This window comes from Cupriavidus sp. IDO (assembly GCF_000812465.1).
Taxonomy (GTDB): Bacteria; Pseudomonadota; Gammaproteobacteria; order Burkholderiales; family Burkholderiaceae; genus Cupriavidus.
On sequence record NZ_JWMA01000044.1, the window covers coordinates 1 to 25,655 of the forward strand.

Consider the following 25,655-nt stretch of genomic DNA (forward strand, 5'->3'; position numbering starts at 1 on the left):
GGTTGTGGTCTGGCCACCGGGGGTGGAACCGTTGCCGCCGAAGCCATATAGCGGCATCGGCCGCCCGCCGGTGATGCCGCGGCGCACTCGCAATCGACAGCCGATAAGTGTCAAGGACCTGGCGCATTCCCTGCCGCCTACCGCATTCCAGACGATTAGCTGGCGCGAAGGCTCAAACGAAACGCTCAGTGGGCGCTTTGCCGCCGTATGCGTGCGTCACGCCGGTGGTAATAGTGGCAAGGCGCGTCTGCGCCCCGAGCAGTGGCTGTTAATCGAGTGGCCTGCTGGGGACGCTGACCCATTGAAGTACTTCCTATCGACCCTCCCGGCCGACATTGCGCTGGATGAACTGGTCGCCCAAGCGCACATGCGTTGGCGCATCGAGCGCGACTACCAGGATTTGAAGCAGGAGTTGGGGCTCGGGCATTACGAGGGCCGAGGGTGGCGGGGCTATCACCACCATGCCGCACTGAGCATTGCCGCCTATGGATTCCTGGTCTCTGAACGAATTACCACCGGCGGTTCAGTCGGCGCCAAAAAAAACTTCATCGCACGCCAAACGCCTGCGCTTCCCGCAGATTACATCCCGCGGGGCAGCCCAGCGCGCCCAGCGACACGTGGCTGATTCGATCACCACGATCCGCCATCAACTCAGCATTCTAATGATCGGCAGACTCGCCATGTGTCCATGCTGTCGGAGGCCGAACAAACGACTTCTCTTGTGACACAGTAAGATTAAAGGGTCTCTTCTGGACAGACAGCCCGTTCACAGGCGTCGACGTCGCGCCGGTGCGCGACCGCCACCGTGAGGACGCCAATTGGAAGCGCTACACCAAAGGCTTCATGAAGTATCTGAAGACTCAAGGCGAGGCCATTGCCGGGCTTCGGGTACCCGTCATACGACTGCGTTTATGACTAATGTGAAGCCGGAATTGGTGGAGATCCTTATCGGCTGGTAAGGCCCCTCTTGCAGAGCCATAAAAGGGGGCGAAATCACACTTGGTCCTTCGAAACAAATCGGTCGTCCTCAGACCTAGCGCTGTATCTCTGCACATCGGGGACCTCAGTAGCCCGGACGATGGTGCCCAGCGTTGCGCCTCCCTCCCCTGACAAACTTAGCCCGTACGCGACTGACAATCGGTCAAAGCCATCGGTATGCCACCCTGAATCCGCCAAGTCCTGTGGCACAGGCAGGCGCAGGACCTCGACGCTTACGTTCCAGCCAGGCGTGCTGTTAATTACCTCGCCCACGCTGCCGTAGAACCCCATCCTGGAGCCCCCGCCGCACAGCAAGAGCGGAACGCCACTCAATTGATAAATGCCAATGCCCTTACTTATTTTGGCATCGTTGATACACCCGACAACCTGCCTGCGAAATCCCGCCCTGCGAAACGCTTCGTCAGGATCGATGCCCGTGGTTTGCAGCTCATATCCCGGCAAGTAGTCGCCTATCGATTCTGGAATCGGTCGAAGCCGGTCCGTGGGCCTCTCGATCGAGCACAGGTAGTCTCGAGTCGGCCAATGTATCTCGCCTTCGGGTACAAGCTGTTTCAGCAAGTCCACCCTGGCGCGGTGAAGGTTCATGGATCCGTTGGGCTCGACGCGACTTGAGTAAAAGGTGAGCACACCGTCCGCTTCGCTCGGTACCCGGACATGGAACATCGCCGTGTCCACCGTTCCCGCGCCGACGTCAACCAGCATCATCACCGGCCGTGAGCGCCAGTCCCACCGCGCTGACTTCATGAAGCCCTGCAATTGGGCACTAACTTCGGGAACGGCATCGACCTCATCCCATGCGAATGCGGCCCGACCGTCCACGACGCGGTCCCGTCCGGCCAAGACATCGAGCGAGCGCCGGCGCCAGGATTCGACTTGGCTAGTCGTGATCTGCCGCGCCTCCGAATCACTTGCAAGATTCGCCGCTGCCCATGCCAGGCGCCTGAAGAGATCAACGACCGTCTTGTCCTCGTACGAACGGGCCGCAAGGCCAAGATTCACCCGCCAGTTCACGGCGTGCCTAGCATAAACGTCGCGATGTTCCGTGAACAGCCATGCACGAGCCCGGCGAATGACAAGCGCCAGGAAGGCGCAGCAGTCATTGAACTCCGTGACCGGACTCCGAGCCGGACATTCCAGCAGGCCGAGCTTCAAGTTTGAGATCCGGTGCGTGCCACCGGAGAGCGAATAGACATCCGCTGTCTTAAAGACGCGCGACGGCAGAAGGAAACCGTCGATGCCGCGTCGCTGGCCGCTGAGGTTCACCGGGAATACGCTGGTTGCGGCGAACGCGTCTCGAATCACAACCTTCGTTGAAGATGTTCCGAAATCGAGCCCGAGAATCAGGTCGGTCTCGTTCTCGGGATCTGCAGTCATGCTGCCGTCGACGCCGTCGTTCGCCAGTTGCGGCAGCGGCGCCTCGTCGGAAGGGTCTTCGGCGAAGAGCCCGTGAGGATGGAATAAGCCGATCTGTACCAGCGTTGACCTGGACTTAGGGGAGGCCTGCGGTACCACCGATGCACGGCTCACTTGGGAAGCTGTTGGACGCTTCGCTTGGCCATCCCGGCTGCGATCCGGACCTCGGGCGACGAGCTCGAAGCGACGATCAGGAGTCTTGGCGGGTGTCGGGTTCGATATCGGCACCCCCAGCCGCACCAGCGACGATTCGTCAGACCATGACGATGGCACCGACACTTGGCCCGGCTTTGCCGGCACAACGCCATTGCGACGGCCAGTCTGTCCGCCAAGCTTGCCTGTTCTCTTCCCTTCGGCATCTGCCGGCGGCCGTAGGCCCGCTGCCCGAAGCGCGTCCTGCAGCTGTGTCCCAAGCTTCATCGTGCTTTTCCCCCGGTCTACACTCACTCGATTAGGACAACACCCGTGCATACCAACTCGGATTCGTGCCGCAGGTCGCTGCGCGCTTGCAGCCGTGCCCTACGCTCCGCGGCGCGCTCGCGCGCCTTGACGATTCGCCCCTCGTTCGCCCGAATCGTACGAATCTTATTCTGCATTTGAAGGCGTGCAATCAGCTCCCGCAGGCGAGCGATCTCACGTGCCTCCTGCTTGTCCACTTGGTCCAGCTGGAAAGAGATCCGGTCCCTATTCTCACGATGCGCTGCTGCCATAAAGTTGTCGCACCGGGCATCCAAGGAATCCATTAACTCGCCGAAGCAGTCGCCGACGGCATCACCGTCCAGTCTTCCAGACGCCCCTGGCCAAGGTTGCCCCTGCATCCCCGCAACGGTCACCAAGCGTTCGGCGTCCTCCGCCGCCAAGTACTCTTTCGCACCGAGCAGGCGAGCCTCGAAGACTAGCCGCTCTGATTCCTGCTCGCCGCGGACCGACCAGCGCGCAACCGCAAACACATATTCACCTCGGGGAAGTCCGCCGACAGCCTCGGAGTCCGCCCGCATCGCAGCCACGGCCGGGTGGCGGTGCCGGTCCTCAGCATCCAGCCGGCTCCGTACAAACGTCACCAATGGGTGGTACTGCGAGATTGCCTCCGCGTCGTTTCGGCTTCGTCGGAGAAGGTTCTCGAACACACAGGGCTGACGCCCCGACGCGGGCGTCGCCAAGCGAGTCCGTCCCTGCAGGCGCTCCTTCTCCAGAAAATCCGCGAACGCGGCGCGCATAAAGGGCCCAAGGTCGACCTCCCAAACAGCTGGGTCACCATCCCTTACCTTGACCAGCTGCGCACCCTGGCAGTACTCATCTATGAAGTCACTCACGTACGCATGCAGATCCTCGGAAGTGACGTAGCGGTTCAGCTGTCGCGCTGCTGCAATGCGCTGCTGCAAGTAGTCGCCATGAGCCACGAGCCGGCCTGCCTCCTGCTCCAGATTCTCCTCGATGCGAGCCTTCTGCTCGACCGCCATGCGTGTCTGCTCGATGACGTCGCTCTCCTCCTCGTCGCTGAGATCGTGACGCAGCAGGTCGAAGCTCATCTCCCGCACCAGCTCTCCGAGTATGGCTTCGATGCTGCCCAAGGCCTGCTCGAAGATGCGCAGCCTCTCGAACAGCCTGACATAGACGCGCTCGTCCAGGGTTCCTGCAAGTAAGAGGTTGAAGATAACGATCCGCTCCGCTTTCTGACCGATGCGGTCGATTCGGCCGATGCGTTGTTCGATCCGCATCGGGTTCCAAGGAAGGTCGTAGTTGACCAGCAGCGACGAGAACTGGAGGTCCACGCCCTCACTCGCCACCTCGGACGCGAGCAGCAGTGTGGGGCCGTCTACTGCCTGGAATCGCTCGAGGGCGGCCTGTTTGTCCATGCCGCCCATTAGCACAACAGAATCCACGCCGATCTCTGCAAATCGCTCAGCGAGATAGTGCAATGTTTCCCGGAAGTAGGCGAACAGCACCACCTTTGCGCCAGCGTTTAGGCGCCAGTACTCAAGCAGCTGGTCGCGCAGCGTCTCGAACTTTGAATCGTTCCTTCGCAATGCCTCGTAGTCACCCACATCCCGCGCGATGCGTGAGAGTTGCGCAATCAAGCCGTCTGCATTAGGGCGCTTTCCATCGCCGCCATCGAGCGACGCAGCATCGCCAAAGGCATCCCACAGAATCTGGTCAATCTCATCGTCCAAATCGCCGGTCCGTTTCGACCAGGATCGGCATGCAGCAGCCATGGAACTACACATCTGGCGTTGCGGAATCGTCAACAGGAACCCCTCGGCCATGGCAAGCTCACGACAGTACTTACGGACTGCAGTCGTCACCTGGTGATAGAACTCGGCTTCGACCGGGGTCATCTCGGCTCTGACCGCGTGCGGTTGCCGTACCACGCGTCGCTCCTGCACGTCCCGCTTGCGCGTCCTCGTCACGACCTTTGTTATCGGATTGATCCGGTCGATCCGCTCTGCGAATTCAAGTCGGCGCCCCATCGACACCAGCGCATCGCCATCAGGCGGAGACTCCAAGAGAAACTGCAATGCCTCGCTTCGCTGCGCGAGCTCAAATCCGCGCAGCGCAGCAAATTTTTCGCGGATGAGCCGTAGGTCAGGCTGCCCCTGAAGCAGCAAATCCCTCAGTTCGACCAATGGCGCGTTGTCGCGCAAGGCTTGATCGAACGACCACTCGTGTGGAAACGAGTCGCTGTCCACCAAGTTCAGGAGGTGGAACAGATCGGAGTTGCGAAGGTGGACGGGAGTGGCTGACAGCAGGACAAGATTGTCCGTCATGCGACGAAGCAGCTGTCCAAGCCTTGCGGTCTGCGTTTCCGGATTTCGCATGTAATGCGCCTCGTCGACGATAACCAGATCGAACGTCGATGCATCTCCAATGCTGTCCTCTGCGATTCGCCTTAGTCGAGCAGCCGGCGAGCGCGTGTCCTCGTCCTCGTCAGGCGCATCGGCAAGACTGCGCAGGCCCTGCATGCTGGCAATGATGACAAACGACGCCCTCGGATTGCCGGCAGCCTGCTCCAGCGTCTCTACAGTTTCCTCGGCATTGCACAGGCGCGCCTCCACGCCGAAGCGGTCGGCTAGTTCCTGGCGCCATTTTTCGCGCAGCATCGCCGGGCACAGCACCAGAAGTCGGCGGGCATCCTCCCGGCTCCTTAGTTCCGTCCAGATCAGCCCAGCCTCGATGGTCTTACCGAGTCCCACCTCATCGGCAATCAGGATACCTCGCGAAGGCGAATCCAGAAATGACAGCACCGGCTTGAACTGGTAGGCGTAGAAGTCTGTATTTGTGGTGTAGAGGCTGTAGATCAGGTCGGCGAGCTTGCCGCCCAATCTGGAATGTGTCAGGGCAGACCGAAGGTCACGTGCGCGACCGAACCGCAGGCGACGCATGTCGTCAAAGACGTTCCCGCCCTCGTCCGGCACGGACTCAAGAGCCAGCCCTGGAACGAAGTCCGTACGATCGGGAAAGATCACCTGCCAGCGCGGGAACGCTGGATTACCAGTCTTCTCGCCCGATAGGACACCCGTCCGTGTGGGATTCGACTTGAGGCGCACCCGCTGCCCCGCGTGGAAATCAACACTCATCTGGTCACCCTCGCCCTGTCGCAGCAGTTTTGCCGCAGGCCGGCTCAGGAATTGAGCCACCCGCGCCGGATTTTAGGGTACTTATGGAGAAAACCCTGTTGGCGCTAGACCACCAACAACACCGCATCGCAGCGACTTCTATTTTGCGGAACCCCTCTGCTACTGAGCCGTGAGGACCGGCTTGAAGAACTACCCTGGTCCAGGGGTCTCGACGATTCAGCGCTCGAAGAAGCAGCATTCCGACATGATTGAATCTCTCAGGCCGCACGTTCGGACATGCGGGTGGCAAAACTTGCCGCCTGGCGGCCATATGCACCGCGTGCGGAGTCAGGAAGGAAGACGTGAAGCAAGCCTACGGCGCGCGAGAGGCCGGCGTAGTGCAGCATAGCCCGCTCGGGTTCGCCGATGCCGTTCATGTCGATGGCCAGCACAGCAAGGCGCTCCAAGCCTTTGAAAGAGTGCATCGTCGAGAAGACCAGGTCGCCGGCAGTGGCGGTGGTGGCGTCCACGAGACGCACACCCGCAATCGCATCGATGCCAGCCAGCAGGGAATTTTCTCGCGTCCGTGTCGACAGCACAGCAATGTCCTGCGGGCGGATGTCCTGCTTCAGCAGGCGGGCCACGGTGGACTCCAACTGCGCAAGAAACGCCTTACGGTCACGGTAGTAGACATTGTCGCAGGCCGGGCCCTCGGGTGCGCCTTCGATGGCTAAGTCAATGCTCGAGATGATCGAGGCTTGGATAGCCACTTGGCGCGTGTTACGGCAGTTCTCGAAGAGGTCGTCTAAGGCCGGCTGCGCCTCGGAAAGGCGCTTGTCCACCTGCTCCTGCACGTCCGTGCTGTAGATGTTCTGGTAGCGGTCGAAGAAGATGTGCCACCGGCCGCGGTTGATGCCCGGATTGCCGAGCATCAGGTCGAAGGCGTCAATGTTATCGGGCGTGAGTAGATCTTGCGCCTCGTCGATCACGAGTGCGTCCCAGGCTGGCAGGCCGATCTCCAGAGCCGCGTCGACGAAGGTCTTGGGGTACACCTCGGCGAAAAGCTCGATCGTGTTTGCGGTAACGTTCAGCCGATCGAGCATGCCAGCCTTGGTGATTACGTCCCGGTAAAGGGCGTGTACGTGTCGCACTTCCACGCTGGAAGCGCGACCGCTTTCTGCCATTGCAGTCCGCAGGTGTTGCGCCAGGAGTTGATTGAAGCAGAGATACAGGACCTTGTACCCCTCGCTTGCCAACTGGCGCGCCCGCTCCATCGCTACAACAGTCTTCCCGGTCCCTGCCTTGCCGCGGACGATCGTCCGCAAATTCGCCGCCATGCGTCGTGAGGCTCGGACTTGATCGTTGGACAGTTGGACGAGCTTGGACTCGACGCCGGTGAGGTAGCTACCGAGGCTGAAGGCTGAATCTACGTCGGGCCTTAATATGCGGCGGGCGAGCTTGATTACATCGACCGTCGGTGGCCTATAAATGCGGCCGTGCTTTTCCCGGTATGTCTCGACCCAGTGACGCTGCAGGCGTCCGATGTACCAGCCCAAGTTGGCCCGAAACTCTCGCTTGTCCAGCAACACGGCCGGCTCGATCTCTGCGCCTGTGGTCGTGAATGTTTCCATGGGCATCACTACGCCGAAGCCGAACAGCACATCTGCGAATGCACGGTCCGCTTCCTGCAGCTTCTTCTGCACCGCGAACATCGTGTTCTTGGCTTGCGTCCAGGGATCTTCGCGCTTGGTGTACGAGGAGCCGGTTGGTTCGCCGAAGGTCCACACACCCTTGTCACAGGAGACCTTGCCGCCCTTCACCTCCAGAGCGAAGATGCCCTTCGTCGAGAGCACAACGATGTCCGCCTCCCCCCAAATCTTGGACTCGTGGCCGTGGAGCCCGAGGGAGTGCAATGCGATCCAGTCGGCATCCAGGTCACGTCCGAGCTTCTCATAGACCGAGCGCTCGCCATACGGACAATCCTTCGGCTGTTCGGGTATCAGGGTCGCCATCGCTCAGTCCTCAATCGTGCCGAAGAAGCCCTTCCATCCCTTGCCTGTAACAGCATCAGTGGATCCGACGAGCATGGTACGGTCGAGCTCGCGATTGAACTTCTCGCAGGCCGTCTCTGGAACGAGCAGGCAGCAGTGACAGGCTGCGCCGCTGACGCGATCGCCGGACTGGGCTGGGTCCGTCTCCAGGCAGACCGGGTCGCTTCCGCACCATTTTGCCGAGCGCACGGTCCGAAGCACTATGCGTTTGAGCTGAGCGGTGTCGGCCAAACGAACGAGGCCACCAAGGCTGCCCTCTGAGTCCACCGAGCCTGTGTAAATCAGCACGCCGCTCATCGCGGGCCGCTGCCCGTCAGGCTCGCTGACGTAGAGGCGCTCCCTGAGCGCCGACGACGAGTAGCCACAATCGATGGAGATGGTTCGGATGAGCGCATGTGCGAATGAATGAACGAGGAGCAGTCTGGCGGTGATACTGTAGTCGCGCTGATACCCGCGCTCACCCGCGATGGCCGCCGACCGGTTTTCCAGCACGGCGACGCGGTCATCAATTTCTGGATTGTCCGCAAGCCACGAGTCAATAGCGTCGCTCCGGAAGCGAAGGAACAAGCCCTCGCCGCGGATCTCGGCCGCTGGAAGCCAGTTCCTCGGGGACTTGGACAGCGGTGCGACGAAGCCCTCCCGGATTGCAGCAGCGATTCGTTCGCCGCTGACGGGATAGGGTTCAATCCGGCTGAAGCCGGCAAGTGCGCGCACCTCGCGAAGTCTGGACACGGCGCCAACTAGGTCGAACCACCGTGCAATCTCGGGCGGTGGCGCAGACACAGTGTTGCAGAACTGGGGCACCACACCGCCCACAATCGGATCGTCCCGATCATGCGATAGCGCCGCGTATTCCTCCGCACGCGAACTAGCGTCGGTCAGGTCGGCCTGAAGCCCCTCGATCTTCTGCTTCTCTCGGAAGGCTGCTAGCAGCGCCTCGAGCGGCACGCCGTAGGTGCCCGCAAGTTTGGTCAGCACCGGCGTTACCGCCTCCGCCGGCAAGGCACCCAGGGAGATCCAGTTGCCGTCGATGATCTGAAACGTGGCCTCAGACACGGGCGGTATTGAGAGCGCTGAGGCGACCAGAGCAAAGTGCGCGTTCGATGCGCCACGCTGAATCACTCTCGGAGGCGCATCGCAGTCATGCTGCCGGTCGTGCAGCCAAGGGCGTACGCCACGGCAGCGCCGACCCTTCACGCTCTCCGGCCGGAACGCATCGCCGAGTGATTCCGAGGCGCCACAGCTCCTGCAGCGCACGTAGAGATCCGCGAGTGCGGCAGACTTGCCGCGGGACTTGAGTTCCATGGCAGGCCGGTCGCAAATTCCGCCCTCCCGCCGTCTGTGAGCCCACCACTCCCAAGGAAACTCGTCGATGTGCCCTTTCCGGCAGGCGATAACGAAGCGGACCGGCGTCGTGAACACGGGCTTGCCGTGTCCGTGGCACTCCAGCTGTGAGCCATCGGCGGCCAGTTGGAACGGGTTGTTTGGGGTGCCGATACGGTTGCACTGCGGGCATTCGTGCCAAGCGGGGAAACGTATTGCAGGTACCGAATGCGAGGAATCCACACGGCCAGGGAAACCGGACAGATCCTCGGTCACGGGCGGCAAGCGGAAGTGGCTCACACCGAGTTGCACCTGCAGCCGTGCCTCGCCTATCGTCAGAGATGGCAACCGTGTGGCGGACTCCCAGTCCTCAAGGCCCATCGGCATGAAGGACCCCTTCTCGAGGTCAACTATTGCACCGATACCGTAGGTCGAGATGAGCTGGGACCGGCGGACCCTCCCGAGCGGCTCGACGCCGGATGTGGCAGCCATGACCTTCTTAGCCGGGACACCAGAGCCGAAGGACTTCTTTGCCGTAACCATTACTTGTCCTCCGATCTACTTACGATCGTTTTGAGCACGAATGCGGTGGACGGCTCCACATCGCGCATGGTGTTTGGGGTTGCCCATGCTTGGCTACCGCCTGGGGTCGCGTCCTCGGCCGAGCACATCAGATGCGGCGCCGTGCGGCCGTAAGGCGCCTTCTTAATCCAATAGCGGAGCCGCCCCGAGGAACTCCGCGCCTCCTGGCTGCGTCTTGCCCACTCCTCGACAATAGCGTCGATGTCCCAAGCGGTGTCCGCGGCTTCGGTCCCGTCAGATACCGAGGCAACTCGCTTCCGAATCGTCGCCAGTATCTTCACCACCACGGCTTCGGACGGGTCAAAGCGCATTGCCCCCTCGTCGTCCGACAGACCTGGTACGAGATGCCTGACCAGCGAGGCAATCACCGCATGGAGCGCCTTATCGCGCGCGCGGGGAGCCCAGGGCGTGACGCTGGTCGCCTCGACGCTCCGGTACAGGGCGCCATGGTAGGCCCGGAAGTGTTCGAAGTGTGATAAGTCCCGCGGGCGGCCGAAGTTATAGAGCGTGACCACAAGACCGGGGATGCCGCGCCCAACTCGGCTGCTCGCCTGGATGTACTCGGCTGTCGATTTGGGCTGGCCATTCACCACCATCAACCCCAACCGCGGAACGTCGACGCCCACCGAGATCATGTTGGATGCCAGCACCGTGTCCTTCGGTTCAGGCTGCTCCATTGGATCCTCGTTGAATTGGTCAAGCGTCGAGGACAGCGCGTGCAGAAGTTCCGGCAGCTCGCGCGAAGAGCGACGGCTGCTCAGCTCGACCGGCTGGTTCTGGAGCTCGCGCCTTTCCACCGCTAGCCGTCCGGCGAGGAACTGCATCTGCCTCGGGACGTCATCCTGCATCAGGACGTATGCGCCACCGAGCTCTCGCAGGCTGTTGAAGTAGGAGACACAAGTCCAATAGGGGTCAATGCTCACATCGTTCGCCTTGCCCGTATCTCGTAGTGCTGAGGCCGACTGCAGCAGCGAAGCCACCAGCGCCTGAAGTGCAAACTTGGGACTCCGACCGGCCGTGGGAATTCCGACGTAAATCCGGTCAGGTCCCGAATCGTCACGCACCGCGAAGAAAGAGTCAGAAGCGTCAAAACCCGGCGGCGGAAACTGCAGGACGCTCCTGTCGAACAGCGAACGGACCTGCGCCTCGGCATAACCGATAGTGGCCGTGGATCCGATCACTTTGGGGCGAATGCCGCCCCGGGTGCAGAGGGTATCGACGACAGTCTCGTACAGGCCAGCCATGGAACCGAGGGGCCCCGAGATGAGGTGGAGTTCATCCTGGATTATCAGTTCGGGCGGCGCACCAGCATCGAGTGCGAAGATCTTGCGGATGTCGGTCCGTCTCGGGATCTGTGCAAACTTGTCGATCGTTCCGATCAGCAGGGACGGCGGCTCCGCATAGATCTCCTCGTCCACCGTCAGCACTGGCAGCGGTCGTCCGCCAGTCTCGCAACCCAGGTTGTCACACACGATGTTGACCCTGGGCAGCAGGGGATCGGCCCGGTAGGCCGTTCCGCGAAGCTCGGAGCCGCAGACCGGGCAGCGCAGCAGCTGGCGCGGCGTTGACTTCGGCCTCTGGTTCGCGTGCTCCTGCGCGATCGCTTCCCGGGCCTGTTCCATCTTATTCGGCGTTGCATCGGCTCCGACGTAGAGCCCGAGCGAAATACGGGCATCACCTAGGCGCGGCAGGTCCTCCTTGCGAATGAGGTCGCAGGCGGTGATCAGGGCCGCCGCGCGCTGGAACTGCTGGACTGTGAGCAGTCGCAGCGTGTACCGCATGATCACATCGACGCCGCCTGTCGTTCGCCGGGAGCTGTCGACGAGGCGCCGGTGGAAGATCTGGAATGCCGTGAGCGCGAGGTAGGCCTCGGTCTTGCCCCCCCCGGTGGGGAACCACAGCAGATCCATACACGTGCGATCTTCTTGAGAGGGGTCGACAAGCCCGGGGATGACGAGGAGCATGAAAGCGAGCTGGAACGGCCGCCACAGCAGCGGTTTCGGCGAAGCGCCCTTGGCCGGAAATCGCGCCTGCCTATCCATGGCAGCGTTGGCGAGCGCGAATGCCGTCCACGCAGCAGGATGGGTGTGAAGCAACTGCACGCCGCGCCGTATCCGATCCAATGTCGAGATGCATCGTTTGTGGTTGACACTCGCGGCGTCATGCAGCGGACCTTCGAACTGGCCAATGCGCGGCGCGAGTGTCTCGGCGATCCACCTTCCGTAGCACGAAGCGAACGCTTCCAGGGCTTGGATTACTTGGTCCTTCGCCGACTCGGTGCCCAGGAACGAAGCATGCAGTGCGTCGGGCCATTCAGCACGAAAGTGTACAAGGAGATCGTGGCCATCCGTGCTGGTACCACGAACGATCGACTGCGGCAGCCAAGCAGTCCGGACCTCGCCGACCGTCGCACCCGGGTCCTGCTGCCAAGTTGCCGCAATGCCATGCCCCACCGCGAACTCGCGGACGTCGCGGTACAGCAGTGCGTTCGTCAGTGCATCCTCGTCGCCGCTGTCGAGCGGCGGCAGGGGCCTGGGCTGAATTGCCGGCGAACCGGCCGCATCCGCGCGAACGATTATCTCCGTCTGTAACAGGCACCTTGCATCGCGGGAACCTGCATCCTCCGACTCGGGCTCCTCGTTTATCAGGGTCACGGTGTAGACGTCTTGCTTCGCACCGACGCGACGGCGCACGTGCAGGCAGAGCCTCGTATCGATGACCTCTCTGCCATCCAGACTGACGAATCTGTTTATTCTGGCAGTTGACGACTCGGCCTCAGGTGGAAGCGTTACCGAGTAGCCTAGCATGCGACGAGCCCATACCCGACGCGGTGGCGGCACTGCAGCCCCGCCTGTAGCTGCTATCGCGCCCCGAGCGGGCGTTGGATCCGCTTTCGGTTTCGTCTCGCCTTCCCTAGCTGTGGACGGTTCCTCAGTCACTGCAGGCGCCGGTGTCTCCATCGGCTCATACCGGGAGGTTGTCCCCAAGCTGATAGTCACAGAAGCACCGGCCTTGACAGCGAAGGTAATCCCGATCGAGCATGGTCGGATTGCCCGGTAGCCAGGGATAGCGGACTCCGCTCCTGACTCCTCTGCGCTGCCAGAATCCAGCCCGGTGTCGTCATCGATCCCGTCCATGGGCGCACCGTGCGGCCAGAGGATCCCGGTTAGGTAGGTATCGACAGGCGCCGACTCGATAATCTCGTCCGACTTTAGCGGTCCTACCAGCAACGAGTCCGCCATTAGCACGAGCTCCGATCGGACCGTCTGCTTATCGTGAGTGTCAGTTGTCATGACGCTTCCAGGTCTTGAAATCACCGGTACCAGCGAGGGAGACGCCAAGCCACATCCTGCTCGACCGCCATGGATCCGGCACCGTGTCGGGCAGTTCGGCGCTTGCGCAGGTCGAGATGACCTCGGCGATCCGAAGGTTGTAGATAACGCGAGGGAGCACGTAGCCGGGTTTCCAGAGCAGGTCAAGCAGATCATGCGTTAGCTGCGCGGCAGTCCGACCGAAAAGCAATCCGTCGCCCTCGGCAGTCTGCAGACGGATCTCGTACCGGACGTCACGCGCGCGCCTCGAGTCCGCCACGGCACTTACTTGCCGCAGGACAACCTTGTGACCACGCCAATCGCTGACATGATGAAGAAGCGCCTGCTGCACAGCCTCGACGGCCGCTACATCACCATGCGTGCCTAGGTCCACGAAGCTCGACGCCTCGACATCTCCTGGCAGTCCGGCCTGGAAGTTGACCATCCTGCCCCAGTTCACTTGTCGGACGCGGCCGTACTCGAAGCGCCTCTGGGTTGGGGCCTTGTAGATGGATGACGATGGCAGGCGACCCAGTTGGCGCCCCGCTCGTGTCACTGCAACGAAACCCACGTTCGCTTCCTCGAGCGGATCACCCGGCGGGTCGTCATCCTCCCGTGCCCGAGCGTCGAGAAGCGCCACGTTGTCGAATTCCATGCCCTTGGCTTGATGGACGGTCGTGATGTAGACCGCAGCGTCCTCTCTGACTTGGTCGTCCGGAAACGAATCAGGCCATTCGAGTCTCTTCCGGAGTTCGCCGAGGTCGATGGAGGTCACCGTATCAGAAGCGCCGCTGGCACGGGCCAGCCGACGCCAGGCGACCTCGATCGGGGGCAGGTTTAAATCGCGACAGATGTCCGGGTCTAGCTCGCTGTCAACCTTCGCATAGGCGAACTCAAAGACCTTGCGGGTGATCGTAGGAAGCTTAAATCGTGACAGCAACGCCGAGATCCACGCCGGCGCGCTCGTTACCGCCCCGGCCAACCGCATCCTGACGGAAACAGATGGCCCCTCGAAAGAGTCACCGAGCAACATCTTCCAGACTCGCAGGGTCTCTCCATTCGTTCGGGTGAGGATCGCGAGCGAGCCCTCGGGGAGCTGCGATAGCCATGCGGAGTCGAGTTTCGCGTCCGATGCCGACACCGGCAACCGGTCGAGAAATCGCTTCATCGCGGCTAGCTTCTTCTCGGCATCCAGTGCGCCGCTACTGAGAATCTTCCGCAGGCTGGTTGCCATGCCCGCCAGCTGTTCGGTCGACCGGTGATTCCTCGTGAGCGCGATTTCACGAAGCTCCGGCCCCATCCGATTTTTGAGATCGAGCCAAGGATCAGCCGGCGTCGGATTGCCGCTGTTGCGCGCCGCGAAGCGGTAGATCCCCTGCACTGGGTCGCCCAGCACTGTGAAGCCGACCCGCTTCCTTCCGTCTGAACTGAGTCGCGACAGCAGCGAAGCAACCATATCTGCGCGCACGCCGGGTAGGTCCTGGAACTCATCGACGATCACGTGGCCGATCCCGGCGAGGCGATCCACCATCGCGCTGCTGCCTTGATTCAAGGCTTCTGTGACGAGCGTGATGTTCTGGTCATGAGATTGGGATAGCAGCTGTGCGACTGGCGCCCCGCTCTGGCGAAGCATGCGAAAGGCCCATGAATCGAACGTCCTAATGGCGAGGTGGCGCAGGTCTTCCACGAGGCCCTCGTCATCCAGCCGAAGACTTGCGAGGCGTCGCGCCAACGTTGCCACCGCGCTACGCGAGAAGCTGAGGACGAGGATCTGTGCAGGCTGCAGGCCCTGCCGCATCAGGTGAAGGAGACGCATCGCCGCCACCTGGGTCTTCCCGGTCCCGGGCCCCGCGACGACAAGCAACCATTCGTGGCAAGGGGCCTCTATGACCGCGCTCTGTTCCGGATTCGGGGTGAACGACTGACCTGCGCCCTGCGGCAAAACATGACCCATACCCCCCTTCCCCCCTGATCCCGTCGGCGGACGCCTTCGCGCCTAGACTTGGCGCGTCGTAAGGAGATCCTGCATGCCGCCCTCGAGCTGAAGAGCCCGTGCTCGCCGCGCAGATTTCCAGAGTTGCGCGGACAGCTCCGTCCGCCCACTTTCGACGTTATACGTTCTTGTGAAAAGTATGCTGAAAGGCAGTTTAGCAGCAACATCCAATGTGTGTGGCCGTGTTTATACAACCAGCGCTGAGAAAGTGTGCTCCCGCCGACCCGATTATGTCTGCCCACCGCATGAAGAAACCGCACCCCTAGTCTTGACTCGGAGGCGCAGCTGCGCCGCGAGTTAGATACTTAAGTCCCCCTCGCTGATCGACTTGCATCCAAATCCGACCTATACCCGGGTCGGATTTGGATGCAAGTCAACAGAGAGGGCACAAAACGATGAAAGACGGGATTCGCGCAGAGCCAGATCATTGCTGTGCTGAAGGAGGCGCGCCGGCCAAGAAGCCCTGCTGCAAGCACTTCACCAAGCCAAAGTCCTACAACTGCAGTACAGGTCAGGAGCCTGCCAGCGCAGAACTAGCTAGGGTTTACTAGAAGAATCACACAGCCGGAGAGGATACGGCCCCACCCTCTTGGGCATCGTCACCCCGTAACTTCGTCCCCGGCGGTCGACACTACTTAGCACCCAAGCCCTCTGTGCTCTTCGCTTGGCGTCCCGCACTGAATCAGCTGTCGATATATAAAGAGCGTTTCTACGCAGCCATGGAAGTCAAGTCCCCCACCGCCAAACATTCAATTATTGGATTATTCTTTCGTACAACATATCTGCATGCAGATCAGGAGTCCCAACACGCCCATAATACTGGGTGAACCTATTCTGGAGGGCCTCAGCGAATGGACTATCCAATGTCGCGATACGGCGGAATTTGGATGGATCCTGAAGATCCGAAAAGGTAATTTGGCATAACTGCTGCAGATCCACGACCAAGTCCGGCAGAAACATTGTTTTAGGAAGAAACTTATAGCGTTCTGGTTGAAAACCTTTACGCGAGCGGCGATCGCGAATTAGCGAGGTGAGTTCGCTGCGCTTACTCTTGCTAATATCCGCCTTATTCATTTTATCCTCGGCGATAGCTACGTACTCGGGTTGCCGCTCAATCGGCGAACACTCTGCTAATAGCGCCTTTTCAACCTTGCCTTGGGCGCAATCACATGCCGGTGTGAGCACCACAAAATGCTTATCCTCCGCCACGGACACCAGAATATCGCCGAATCCAATAAAATTGTTCAACGGCGGCCAGATATACATTTCCACGGGCCTTACAGTATCGTCATCGGCAGAGATATTGAAAAAGCGGCGGATCGAGTCTGTTCCAAGTGCATTACTAAGACGCTTTGCGACAAGATATGCCAAATCGCTACCTTCGCATATCTGCTCCCCCTCCTTCCAGTGATTCTCAATATGGTCCCACAAATAAGACCGCTGCTGCTCTTCGATGTGGCGAACCAGCTGCGGAAGCCGCGTTCCAAGTATATTTGAAATCTCGGCACGCAGCGTTGCAGGTGGCTCTCCTTTCGTAACAACACGCACGAAAGGGCTTTTCAAGTGAACTACTTTGTGAGCAAAGCCTGAATGAAATATCACCGGAGTAAACCTTGAGGCCCGCAAAGCCTCAAGTACCTTTTCGCCGCTAAAGGTACCGCCATCATCTACTGCGGCATCCGCTTCATCATCCTTCAGATCAAGAATAATGAGATCAAAACGACTTGTTTCGAGTTGCGCGATCGCTTCTTCAAAGGTCGTCAATCTCGTGCATGCGATCGTATCTGGCGCTGCGACAACCTTGTTGCCGGCGATCAACTCATCAACAGAGGCTGCTATTTCGGCATCATCGTCGACAATCAGAATGTTCCACTTCATTTTTATACGCGTTTTTTTAAAATTACCCGGAATGCTGCGCCGCCCAGCCTCGAACTATCCATAAGCTGAAGCGTGCCGCCATAAAAATCGCTAACAATCTCCCCAGAAATAGCCAACCCTAATCCGACGCCATTCGGTTTCGACGAAAAATATGGTTCGAAAATTGAATCCCTTATTGCCACAGGCACACCAGGACCGGAATCAGCAAAAGTTATTTCCACTTGTTCTTCAGCTGTCCGCCGAACATCCACAGCGATTCTACGCGCCCCCTTTGGAACAGTTTCAAGCCAGAACAGACTGTTCTCCAACAAATTTACGATAACCTCTTGTATCTCAGCTTGATCAACTCTTACTAGTGTTTGTGTTTTAGGCAGCATAACGATAACGCCCAACTGCTTTACCCGCGTCTCCATTAAATCGAAGGCGCCATTTATGATTTCCTCGAGATAAAGTTGCGCAGGGCGCCCTCGTTTTCGGCCAGCAAATGGCTCAATTCTTCGGAAAACCGTCCGCAATGCGCCGCCCTGCTTTTCAATCGAACCAAAACGGTGTCGAATTTTTGAGAAAATCGGATGAGAACCATCACCAACGGCGTCGACATCTTCCTGACCCAGGACAGCCTCACTCACAATTTTCATGAGGGGCTGTCGCCCGTCATGAAGCACAACGTCCATGAGCTTGCCAAGGGTTGCCAGACCTTGATAGCGAGCTACAACAGCCTTGATTTCCTCAAGCTGTCTGGCAAATGAGTGGGCCGCCTCGTCGACCAGCGCTGTGACCGCCTTATCTGACGGATGTGCTTGCTCCAGATGCGTTCTTAGAGGGGAAAGGTCAACCTCCGCAAATAAGCCCCCCCTCTGACGAACCTCATCCTTCGCGACGGCACGACTCCCCTTCACACGAGCAACTTTTCGAATTGTCTCTATCTGCGCCAGTATAGATAGAATAATCCCTTGCAAATCGGAAAACGCCTCGCTTTCCCTCAGCCCTTCTCGATTAGACTGATCCTGCAGCTCCGGATTGCCATCTGCTGTTATGCTCACATAGCCGACAATCTGGTTATTCGAAAGCCTAGTTGTTGGATTTTGAACCCGGCGCATATCTAAGCGAAGCCAATCATTATTTGGCTCACCGTAGGGCATCACGCGAAAATTGTCGCGATAAATGTTCACTCCGGCGAATGCATCGAGATCGTGGCGGACACTGGAAAGCGTGGCGCCCGTCTTCTGCACTATGTTGCCCAGGTCATCACGATCCCATATCCTTAGATGGATCCTAATTGGCCCACATTTAGGTGCACTACCATCCGCACTTGTATTGGCCGATGGCTCACTGACAATCCATCCCGCTGATGTCTTGAAGAGCTTCCCAGAAAAGCTCTCCTTGCGGCCGATTGCGAGTACAGAATAGGAGATGTTACAGTCACCGTCGGCATTAACCTCCCCTTCAACAAGATAATGAGGATAATTAATCGAATCGGGTGGATTTATTTCGGTTGAGAATTCTGCAAAGGGCGGGGGTGCCGAGACCTTGATTCGGAAATCCTGCAATGTAGCGAATGGTGAAACGAGACGTGAAAGCCCTCTTTGCAGGTCTTCAAAATGGCTACGTGCCCAGTCTTGCGTCAAGCGATTCAACCGCAGCACGGTCCCATGCGAGTAGTCGTATCTGCCTTTAAGTTCGCCAAGCTCGCACAATAAATTCAAAACTCCACTTTTGCTTACTTCTTGCGCCGGCCGCTGGGTAATCGGCATGAATATCTCATCGAGATAAGTCTCATCATTTTCGAATTGTGTCCAGTCAAAGAAAGCATGCACTTCCTTTGAGCTCCCCGGCTCTCTGCTGAACAGGTCTAGGGACGTAGCAAGCCTTGCTGCAGCAAAGCGTCCGATTCCTTTTTCTCCAAGCGCTCGCCGACCATCGCTGACCTTCTTCTTTCTCTTGCTCGGGGTTGCAGGCTCCATCCAGGCCCCCCGCACAGTCTCAAGACTCATACCCGAGCCGTTGTCAATTACCTCAATACAGCCATCGCCAGCTACAAGCGGTGGAACAAAGCGAATGAGTACCGCTTTTGCGTTCGCATCATAAGCATTTTTTACAAGCTCAATTACTGCAACAGTGTCGCTGCTTATGAGTTCCTCGCCTAATGTCTTCATTATGCGAGCACGAGGTCTAAATGCAGAGCGCTGCGAGATATTGCCGGCTTCGCTATTCATCTACTTGTCCTATCAGCATATTTTGAGGAGTTCTATATCGCCCACCAACAGAAGGTTACGCCAGCTCCCCCAATACGCCAGAGTTCGCTACTCTCCGAGCCGGGTAGTACAGAGAGGAGCAATTCTCTTCCCCAAATATTACCCGATCCAGATGGCGTGTAGGTCGCCACGCACAAGACGAGTCTTGCCGACTTCCCAACGCGCTGCAACAATGAAGCCATTGGGGAAATCGCCGGCACTCTTTAGTGTAAAGTGCCAAGATATTCTCATTGAGAGTACGGCAGTCACCTGGACCCAGGTGGTCTCCAGGCTGCGAAGCCAACGTGGCTGCCTACCTCGCTTCGGTACTCGCTAACCGCCTTAGCGACAAGATTGATCTTGAAAGAATTTGGTGAGATACCGGAGTTACGGTAAGTCGGAGCCAGAATGACGGACATCGTAGCCCGAGAGAAGCGCAGCAGGATGATGGCCGGGATCCGGGGAAAGGACACCAAGCCTGAGCTGATTGTACGAAAGGCCCTGTTTGCTGCAGGTTACCGCTTCAGACTGCACAGACGCGATCTGCCTGGTGCGCCCGATGTCGTCATGCCTGGACGCAAGGTTGCCATATTTGTCCACGGCTGTTTTTGGCATTCTCATAGCGACTGCGGTTTGGTCAAGGCGCCCGCGACAAACGCAGAGTTCTGGCGAGCCAAACTGGCTGGCAACGTCGAACGAGATTGCAGGGCCATTGCCGCGCTCCGGTCAGCGGGGTGGCGAGTGCTTGTCGTGTGGGAGTGCGCCACCAAGGGCAAGGTAGCAGGGCGACTAACGGAAAACTTGGTGGAATGGATCGCAGGGAGCAGACCTTTGGGTGAAATCCCGGCGAGTGCTCTTAGGAACCATTGATACCATCCCGCCATCCAGGTGCGAAGATGCTTAGATTTTCTGCAGCCAGATCCTTACGTTGTCGAGGCTCCCGAACCGTTCTTTTAGTTTCGTAGCGATATCTCCCGACGACGATATGACCACCACCGGGTGGGCATCCTGAACCAATTCCTGATACGCCTGCAAGTCAAGGTAGGACGTCGTAACCAGAATGCCGAACTGGCGATGCCTGAGGCGCGAAATGAGCCTCGAAAGAGGTTTTATCCCCACGGCGTTGTTCATGCCGTAGCATTTGGCTTCCATAGCGAAATCGACGTCTATCGCACCGGCGCCGTGACCGATCCGATAGGTTCCCAAGGCATCCCGTCCGCCATCTCGCCAAGGGCGAGTAATTTCCCATGTCTGGATAGCCGGCATAAAAAGGCGCGCCAGCTCCATTGCGCACCGCTCGAACGCATAGGAATCTTCCTTGTAAAACTCATAAATGAGCTGCGCGTAGGCGGCAAGCTCTGGCGTTTGGGGACGCTGCTGCTGTTTGGACCTTATTACGCTGACTGGGGCTGATTTTAGCGGCGTGAATTTTCTGCCACCAACCCAATCCAGCCACGGCTTGGGGGCGTGAATGGAGCAGATTGCCTTGCCTGCTTGAATGTCTTTCACCCACGCTCTGGACACAACAGGAACGTCAAGAATGGTAAATGTAGCCTTGTAATTTTGAAACCGAACGCCATCGCCGCTCGTCCGCCAGACGGCCACCAGATCGTCATCTGCGCCCATGCCCGCCGCGCCGGGCACCGCTAGACCAATGAACCGGACATCGCGATAGACGCCCGTGTTGCCGAAGAGAAGGATGGGCGGGAAAGTAGGGCTCTGCTGCCGTTGGTGTGCCTCGTCGAACAGATTCCTGAGCATGAGGTTTCCCTGCCGGGGGGTCTGATGCAGGTCTCCGGGGATACGATTGTCACCGTAGTAGACGAATGTACCGTTTTCGCTGTTCAGGGCGTCAGGCCAGTTCACATCCGAGAAACTGGTCTTCAAGACTAGAAGCTTTAGAGTCTTTACTTCAGGCCTTTGTCCGAGGTGGCGAAACCCCGCTCCGTTGTCGACATTCAGCAGCTTGGGTAGGGGGTCATCTGAAGAGTTTCCGTTTCTGGATCCCCCATAAACCTGGTCCACCAACAAATCGACGGTATCCAGATTTTCGTCGGTCATCGCCCCCGGCCTGCCACCTTTGGCTTCCTCACATTCTTCGCCTGTGCGGCGCTGATCCATTTAAAGATGGCGGTCATGACGTCGGAGCATACACCGTTCCCGCAAAGCTTCACTTTCTCCCTGCGACTGCCATGCGGTAGCAGATGTTCATTACCCCCGCCCATAGCGTTGAGCAGTTCGTTAGGCTGAAGCATTCTGAGGTAAGGCACCCCCTTGCGCCAAGTGACCAAGCCGAATCGATCAACGGTAGTAATCGTGCGTAGTGGCACGTCCAGCGTTTGCCAACCGCCAGCGTAGTCGGAGCCGTAGTAGACAATGATGAACGGAACATTCTTCCCGAGGGCAGCAATGGCACGCTCAGCCCGTTCTAGAGTGGCTTTCGCTCTCCCCGGCTTGTGCAGCGGGCTGGATCGATGCGGAGTTTCCCAGTCTATGATGTCTTTGGCCGTCATCGAGCGATTGCCAGCAAGAGCCAGCAGCTGCTCGCGGCTAACTGTGGACCCTTGCTTGTCGCAGACCAGGAACATTCGCTTCCGAGCCTGGGCAGACCCAAAATCAGCTGAGTTGAGGAAAAGGTCACTGACCGTGTAGCCGAATCCTTCGATGGTCTCGACGAGTTCATTGTGTCGGTCCCATCTCTTCATTCGGTTCACGTTCTCGACGATCACCCAGCGCGGCTGCATCGACCTTATCCACGGAACGATGCCGATCGCAGTTTCACGGCTAGACTCAGAGCCTGGTTTGGCCCCCCGCGCAATGGAATGCGACGTACATTCCGGGGAAGTCAGGAGCACGTCCGGCTTGTACCTTCGACCCAGTGCGTCCGTGTCTACGTTTTCTATGAAGTCGGTAATCACATCCGATTTGGGAAAATTGGCCTTATAAGTCTTTGTGGCCAAATCCCACGCATCCAGCCCCAGCAACGGGATGCCTCCTCCTCGCACAGCACCTCTGGCACCAAATCCACCACCGCAAAATAGATCTACAAAGGTTGCCATTTTGGTCTTCTAACGCGTTAGCTTGTGCGACATTTGCGACCCGGGGAGCCTTTCTTCCCCACTTTCGGGCTGCGGGTAGACTACCAGGTTTGCGCTTGCTTCACCAGGCCGACCAGCCAACCGTTGCGCAACGGAACACTCGTTCGCTTTTGCCCTGAGGACCAATCCATGGACACCCAGCGCCGGCAGGAGCTCTGATACGCCCAGTAAGGACTCCTGCCACGCTCGCAAGTTGCCGCCGCTGACGAGTCTTCAGAGAGGTCGGTATAGGCTGGCGCAGGTCAGATCCGCTTACAAGAGGGTTACACAACCCCAGAAAACGGCAAAGGGTTACAAGCCAATGGCTTGTAACCCTTTGATTTCATTGGTGCCGGCTGCAGGACTCGAACCCGCCACCTGATGATTACAAATCAATGGAAGTGGCTTTGACGTTGTACCTGCGATAAGTGCTGCACGCCAGTCCAGCTAATTCTGGATTTCCAGTCCAGCAAAAGCGATCGTAGTCCGGCTAATTCCGGTTTCCTACAGCTACACAAGATCAAACATCAATATTCCTCGCCACCAGCGCATTACTCTCAATAAAGTTCCTACGCGGCTCCACCTCATCCCCCATCAGCGTAGTGAAGATCTGATCCGCCGCAATAGCATCTTCAATCTGCACCTTCAACAAACGGCGCTGGGTAACATCAAGCGTAGTCTCAAACAACTGCTCAGGATTCATCTCACCCAAGCCCTTGTAGCGCTGACGAGAAACCCCACGCTCAGCCTCAGCCAACAACCACTGCATAGCCTGGTGGAAATCATTCACCGTCTGATCCCGCAGCTTATCCCCCTCCCCACGCTGCACCTTAGTCCCCTCAGGCGTCAGCCCCTGGAACGTCTTGGCAGCATTGGAAAGCGCCGCGTAGTCAGCACCATGCACAAAATCCGCATCCAGATGCGACAACCGCACATTGCCATGATGACGACGCGCAATCATCAGCCGATGCTTGTCCGTCTTCTCATCAAACTGCGCATACACATCAGCCGTACCATCATCATTCACCGCGGCGCCAATCAGCGTCTTGGCATGCATCTCAGCCAGCTTGGTCTTCAGCGCCACGGCCGAGGCTTCCGCCGCCGCGGCGCTGTCCAGATCCAGCGTCACGCCGTCAGCAATGGCGCGCAGCGCGTCGGTATCAACAATGCGCGACAGGCGGCCGATGACGCCTTCGGTCAGCTGGTACTGGCGCGCGAGCTCGGCCAGGGCGTCGCCGGTGATTTCGGTGCCGTCGGGGCGGATCAGCACTGCCTTTTCCATGGCCAGCTTCAGCAGGTAGGCGTTGAGTTCCACATCGTCCTTGATGTAGCGCTCTTCCTTGCCGTGCTTGATCTTGTAGAGCGGCGGCTGGGCGATGTAGACGTAGCCGCGCTCGATGATGTCGGGCATCTGGCGGTAGAAGAACGTCAGCAGCAGGGTGCGGATGTGCGAGCCGTCCACGTCAGCATCGGTCATGATGATGATGCGGTGGTAGCGCAGCTTTTCCAGGTTGTAGTCGTCCTTGCCGATGCCGGTGCCCAGCGCGGTGATGAGCGTGAGCACTTCCTGGCTGGAGAGCATCTTGTCGAAGCGGGCGCGCTCTACGTTCAGGATCTTGCCCTTGAGCGGCAGGATGGCCTGGAACTTACGGTCGCGGCCTTGCTTGGCGGAGCCCCCTGCGGAGTCACCCTCCACCAGGAAGAGTTCTGACAGGGCAGGATCTTTTTCCTGGCAGTCGGCCAGCTTGCCGGGCAGGCCCATGCCGTCCATCAACCCCTTGCGGCGCGTCATTTCGCGGGCCTTGCGGGCGGCTTCGCGGGCGCGGGCGGCGTCGACGATCTTGCCGCAGATGATCTTGGCATCGCCCGGGGTTTCCAGCAGGAAGTCGCTCAGGGCCTTGCCGACGAGTTCTTCCACCGGCAGGCGCACTTCGGACGAGACCAGCTTGTCCTTGGTCTGCGAGCTGAACTTGGGCTCGGGCACCTTGACGGAGAGCACGCAGGACAGGCCTTCGCGCATGTCGTCGCCGGTGGTTTCCACCTTGGCTTTCTTGGCGACTTCGTTCTCTTCGATGTACTTGTTGATGACGCGCGTCATCGCGGCGCGCAAGCCGGTCAGGTGGGTGCCGCCATCCCGCTGCGGGATATTGTTGGTGAAGCAGAGCACCTGCTCGTTGTAGCCGTCGTTCCACTGCATGGCCACTTCCACGGCGATACCGTCTTTTTCGGTATTGGCGTAGAAGATGTTGGGGTGCAGTACGCTCTTGGAGCGGTTGATGTATTCGACAAAACCTTTCACGCCGCCCGAGAAGGCAAAGTCTTCTTCCTTGCCGGTGCGCTGGTCGACCAGCTTGATGTGGACGCCGTTGTTCAGGAACGAGAGCTCGCGGATGCGCTTGGAGAGGATCTCGTAGTGGAACTCGACGTTGGTGAAGATTTCTTCGTCGGCCAGGAAGTGGACTTCGGTGCCGCGCTTGTCGGTGGCGCCGATGATCTTCATCGGCGAGACTTCAACGGGCTGGCCGTCGGGGCCGGTTACGGTCTCGACGATACGGTTCTGTACGTCGCCCTTGGCGAATTCGATCAGGTGGACCTGGCCGTCGCGGCGCACGGTCAGGCGCAGCCACTTGGAGAGCGCGTTCACGCAGGACACGCCCACGCCGTGCAGGCCGCCCGATACCTTGTAGCTGTTCTGGTTGAACTTGCCGCCGGCGTGCAGCTCGGTCATGGCGATTTCAGCCGCGCTGCGCTTGGGTTCGTGCTTGTCGTCGAACTTGACCAGGGGCGGAATGCCGCGGCCGTTGTCGATGATGGAGATCGAGTTGTCGCTGTGGATGGTGACCTGGATCTCGGTGCAGTAGCCGGCCAGCGCTTCGTCGATGGAGTTGTCCAGCACCTCGAACACGAGGTGGTGCAGGCCGGTGCCGTCGGAGGTGTCGCCGATGTACATGCCGGGCCGCTTGCGTACCGCCTCCAGGCCTTCCAGAATCTGGATCGAAGAGGCTCCGTAGGTGTTTTCCTGTTGCGGGTTCTGCTGTTCGGTCATGTCTTTCTACTCACGGCTGCTGCGGAAATCGGGCTGCGCCGGCAGTGGCGCGGCGCGATGGTCCGCATGGCGGGTTACTTAAAAACGGCAAAAGGGGCGGATCGGTTTTTATCGATCCTGCCCCTGCTGCGGTGGTCTGCCCGGTGGGTGCCCCGTGCGGGCTGCCGTAGCGTGCCGATTGATGCTCCGGTTTC

The 25,655-nt window shown here is 59.1% G+C and carries 12 protein-coding genes and 1 pseudogene; 2 read left to right on the forward strand and 11 right to left on the reverse strand.

What is annotated here, in order from left to right:
• Positions 1-622 (forward strand): annotated as a pseudogene (locus tag RM96_RS14515) (IS701 family transposase); the annotation flags it as partial.
• A gap of 371 nt (positions 623-993) precedes the next feature.
• On the opposite strand, the gene RM96_RS14520 reads toward RM96_RS14515, so the two are convergent.
• The 8 genes from RM96_RS14520 to RM96_RS37115 all read right to left on the reverse strand — a co-directional run bounded on the left by RM96_RS14520 (position 994) and on the right by RM96_RS37115 (position 19,320).
• Entirely contained in the window at positions 994-2,832 is a 1,839-nt protein-coding gene (locus RM96_RS14520) for a hypothetical protein (RefSeq protein WP_152624113.1), read from the reverse strand.
• 23 nt (positions 2,833-2,855) lie between these two features.
• Positions 2,856-5,987, reverse strand: a complete 3,132-nt coding sequence (locus tag RM96_RS14525; protein ID WP_039011524.1) for an SNF2-related protein — start codon at positions 5,985-5,987, stop codon at positions 2,856-2,858.
• Positions 5,988-6,244: 257 nt separating this feature from the next.
• Positions 6,245-7,978, reverse strand: coding sequence for a nuclease-related domain-containing DEAD/DEAH box helicase (locus tag RM96_RS14530; protein WP_039011526.1), 1,734 nt, complete (start codon positions 7,976-7,978; stop codon positions 6,245-6,247).
• 3 nt (positions 7,979-7,981) lie between these two features.
• Positions 7,982-9,883, reverse strand: a complete 1,902-nt coding sequence (gene drmB / locus RM96_RS14535; RefSeq protein ID WP_152624114.1) for a DUF1998 domain-containing protein — start codon at positions 9,881-9,883, stop codon at positions 7,982-7,984.
• Positions 9,883-12,729, reverse strand: a complete 2,847-nt coding sequence (locus RM96_RS14540; protein WP_202966738.1) for a helicase-related protein — start codon at positions 12,727-12,729, stop codon at positions 9,883-9,885. The genes drmB and RM96_RS14540 overlap by 1 nt, the downstream gene beginning before the upstream one ends.
• A 475-nt stretch (positions 12,730-13,204) precedes the next feature.
• Positions 13,205-15,187, reverse strand: coding sequence for a UvrD-helicase domain-containing protein (locus RM96_RS14545; RefSeq protein ID WP_052279515.1), 1,983 nt, complete (start codon positions 15,185-15,187; stop codon positions 13,205-13,207).
• 792 nt (positions 15,188-15,979) lie between these two features.
• Positions 15,980-17,104, reverse strand: a complete 1,125-nt coding sequence (locus RM96_RS14550; protein ID WP_052279516.1) for a response regulator — start codon at positions 17,102-17,104, stop codon at positions 15,980-15,982.
• A gap of 2 nt (positions 17,105-17,106) precedes the next feature.
• Positions 17,107-19,320, reverse strand: coding sequence for a sensor histidine kinase (locus RM96_RS37115; protein WP_082016551.1), 2,214 nt, complete (start codon positions 19,318-19,320; stop codon positions 17,107-17,109).
• A gap of 426 nt (positions 19,321-19,746) precedes the next feature.
• Here RM96_RS37115 and RM96_RS37120 point away from each other — a divergent pair, with 426 nt between their 5' ends.
• Complete coding sequence (locus RM96_RS37120) at positions 19,747-20,208, forward strand: very short patch repair endonuclease (protein ID WP_082016552.1); 462 nt, start codon at positions 19,747-19,749, stop codon at positions 20,206-20,208.
• 30 nt (positions 20,209-20,238) lie between these two features.
• On the opposite strand, the gene RM96_RS14555 is transcribed toward RM96_RS37120, so the two are convergent.
• The 3 genes from RM96_RS14555 to gyrB all read right to left on the reverse strand — a co-directional run bounded on the left by RM96_RS14555 (position 20,239) and on the right by gyrB (position 25,461).
• Complete coding sequence (locus RM96_RS14555; RefSeq protein ID WP_238587274.1) at positions 20,239-21,459, reverse strand: restriction endonuclease; 1,221 nt, start codon at positions 21,457-21,459, stop codon at positions 20,239-20,241.
• On the reverse strand, positions 21,396-22,397 hold the full coding sequence (locus RM96_RS14560) for a DNA cytosine methyltransferase (RefSeq protein ID WP_039011531.1): 1,002 nt from the start codon (positions 22,395-22,397) through the stop codon (positions 21,396-21,398). Before RM96_RS14560 ends, RM96_RS14555 begins: the two co-directional genes overlap by 64 nt.
• Before the next feature lie 538 nt (positions 22,398-22,935).
• On the reverse strand, positions 22,936-25,461 hold the full coding sequence (gene gyrB, locus RM96_RS14565; RefSeq protein WP_039011532.1) for a DNA topoisomerase (ATP-hydrolyzing) subunit B: 2,526 nt from the start codon (positions 25,459-25,461) through the stop codon (positions 22,936-22,938).
• Positions 25,462-25,655: the final 194 nt, after the last annotated feature.